The organism is Piscirickettsia litoralis (assembly GCF_001720395.1).
Lineage (GTDB): Bacteria > Pseudomonadota > Gammaproteobacteria > Piscirickettsiales > Piscirickettsiaceae > Piscirickettsia > Piscirickettsia litoralis.
In genome coordinates this window covers 701,503-703,505 of the sequence record NZ_MDTU01000001.1, presented here as the reverse complement: position 1 = coordinate 703,505, position 2,003 = coordinate 701,503, and the positions used below count along the sequence as shown (strand labels likewise).

The 2,003-nt window shown below is 36.7% G+C and carries 2 protein-coding genes; both read right to left on the bottom strand.

Features of this window, described 5'->3' with window-relative positions:
• The coding region (locus tag BGC07_RS03385; protein ID WP_235602883.1) for a DUF4760 domain-containing protein at positions 1 to 644 on the bottom strand (644 nt) is incomplete at its 3' end.
• Positions 645 to 1,029: 385 nt separating this feature from the next.
• Positions 1,030 to 1,824 carry an SDR family NAD(P)-dependent oxidoreductase gene (locus BGC07_RS03380; protein WP_069311960.1) on the bottom strand — a complete coding sequence of 265 codons (795 nt, stop codon included), beginning with the start codon at positions 1,822 to 1,824 and terminating at the stop codon, positions 1,030 to 1,032.
• Between the last annotated feature and the right edge of the window lie 179 nt (positions 1,825 to 2,003).

The window sequence follows — 2,003 nt, the reverse complement described above, 5'->3', positions numbered from 1 at the left end:
GGTTTGCATCGCCCCCTGTTAAAGTTCTTTATGAAAAAAAATAATCTAAGTACTTTATACCAAAGGGGTGGTGTATGATTTTTGTAAGTATCAATATCAGAAATTAGCAATTCTAATTTTTTCTTTACTTCTAGATCGTTAGTATAAAGTATTTTTTCGTGAACCCACATGCTGACCACGTCAGTCAAGTGTCGGTAAGCATCAGGTTTAGATTTATCATTGCGAACAGCAAGAATATATTTTTTAGTATTGTCTAAAAGCTTACATGCCGGTAAATGAGTAAGTGACTTGATTACGAATTCGTCATATTCTTTTAATTTGATACCTGTGCAAATTATTTCTAAATGATTTAGACAGTACTTTATTGACCTTTTTTCACGACAAGGAATATGGTCAATATTATCATTAATAAAGCCTCTATAATTATTAATTACTTCAAAATTTTCACTAAATTCTTTACTAAATAAAGTTTGAGTCATCTGAAATGATTTCATCTCACGATCAAGTTGTTTTTGTTTGTTAAAGTTGGCTACAGCCATATAAATGGAGAAGAAGATAACTATAGGTGTTGCATAATGATAAAGCTTGCTTGGAAGTGGTATATGTTCATGAAAAAGCCACCATAATAAAGTAAAAATAATCAATAAAATACCAAGGTAGCGTATATTGTGACGCTCCCAAAATTTTTCCCAAGGATGATAGTAAAGGCCGTACCAGTCTAAGTAGTCACTGTAACTTATTATATCCTTGATTGGGTATTTGAAAAACATATATTTTCGACAATAGTTCTTTGTTTAGGGTTTAGTTTAGTTGTTTTTTTTCGTAAATTAATATGTGATTTTTACATAAAATATAATTGCTTTGAAGAGTTTTGTTGAAGAGCAAACAATAGAAAAGTAAGTATTTTGCCAGGTAGGTAAGAGATATTTGAGCTTAGTAGCACCTCACCAAGGTTGTTCAATGAACCTGCTCTTAACTAGAAAGGGCAAAACGCCCTTTGTTTTTGATTGATTTGAGCTTTTGTAAGGGTTAGTCGTACAGGTTGCTTAATCCAGTATCATTATCTTTGTGCAAAATAGAGGTTGCCGCTTGGGCGATGGGATAAACCATGATTTCTGAAACATTCACATGCGCCGGGCGAGTTGCGCAGTAAAGCACAGTATCTGCAATATCCTCAGCCATGAGGGGTTGGAACCCCGAATAAAACTGATCTGAGCGCTCTTTATCCCAGCGCTGTTCACTAAACTCTGTGTGTACGGCTCCCGGGTCAACTTCACTGACGCGGATTTTATGACCCTTTAGGTCAATCCGCAATGAGCGTGTAAGTGCCTTAACGGCATGTTTGCTTGCACTATAAACATTACCACCTTGATAGTAATCATGGCCGGCAACAGAGCCAATATTAATAATATGTCCAGAATTTCGCTCAACCATATTGGTTAACACGGCCTTGGTTACATAAAGCAGACCTTTTACATTAGTGTCGATAATCGTATCCCAGATATCGGGGTCAGCATTTTGCATGAGTTCGGTAGTGCCACCAAGCCCCGCATTGTTGACTAAGATATCGACGGGTTGCCAATGATTGGGTAAGCTTGTTATGGTGCTTTTTACTTGCTGTTTATTGGTAACGTCTAATTTGAGCGGTAGAATATCGACATTATACTTTTCACTTAAGGTGCTTGCTAAGTCATTGAGTCGATCAAAGCGACGTGCGGTAAGAATGAGCTTAGCGCCTTGGGCAGCAAATTGCTCTGCGCAAGACTGACCGATTCCTGAAGATGCGCCAGTGATTAGTACAATTTTATTTTCTAATTTTCGCATGACATTATCCTTATGCTGGAGTATTGGATATGGAACTGCATCATAGATAAAAAGTAATACAGTGTAAACTTAAACCTTAATATTGTCTTGTTTTTTCTTTTTAGGTAAAGCTGAAAGATCCAGGCAGAAGCTAAGCCACGGATTGTTAAAAAGCTTAAAACGCTAGCCATAATCCGCTA

Bases quoted from the DNA above. Each gene is read 5' to 3' on its own strand.
- BGC07_RS03380 (WP_069311960.1), bottom strand. From the start codon at position 1,824: ATGCGAAAATTAGAAAATAAAATTGTACTAATCACTGGCGCATCTTCA.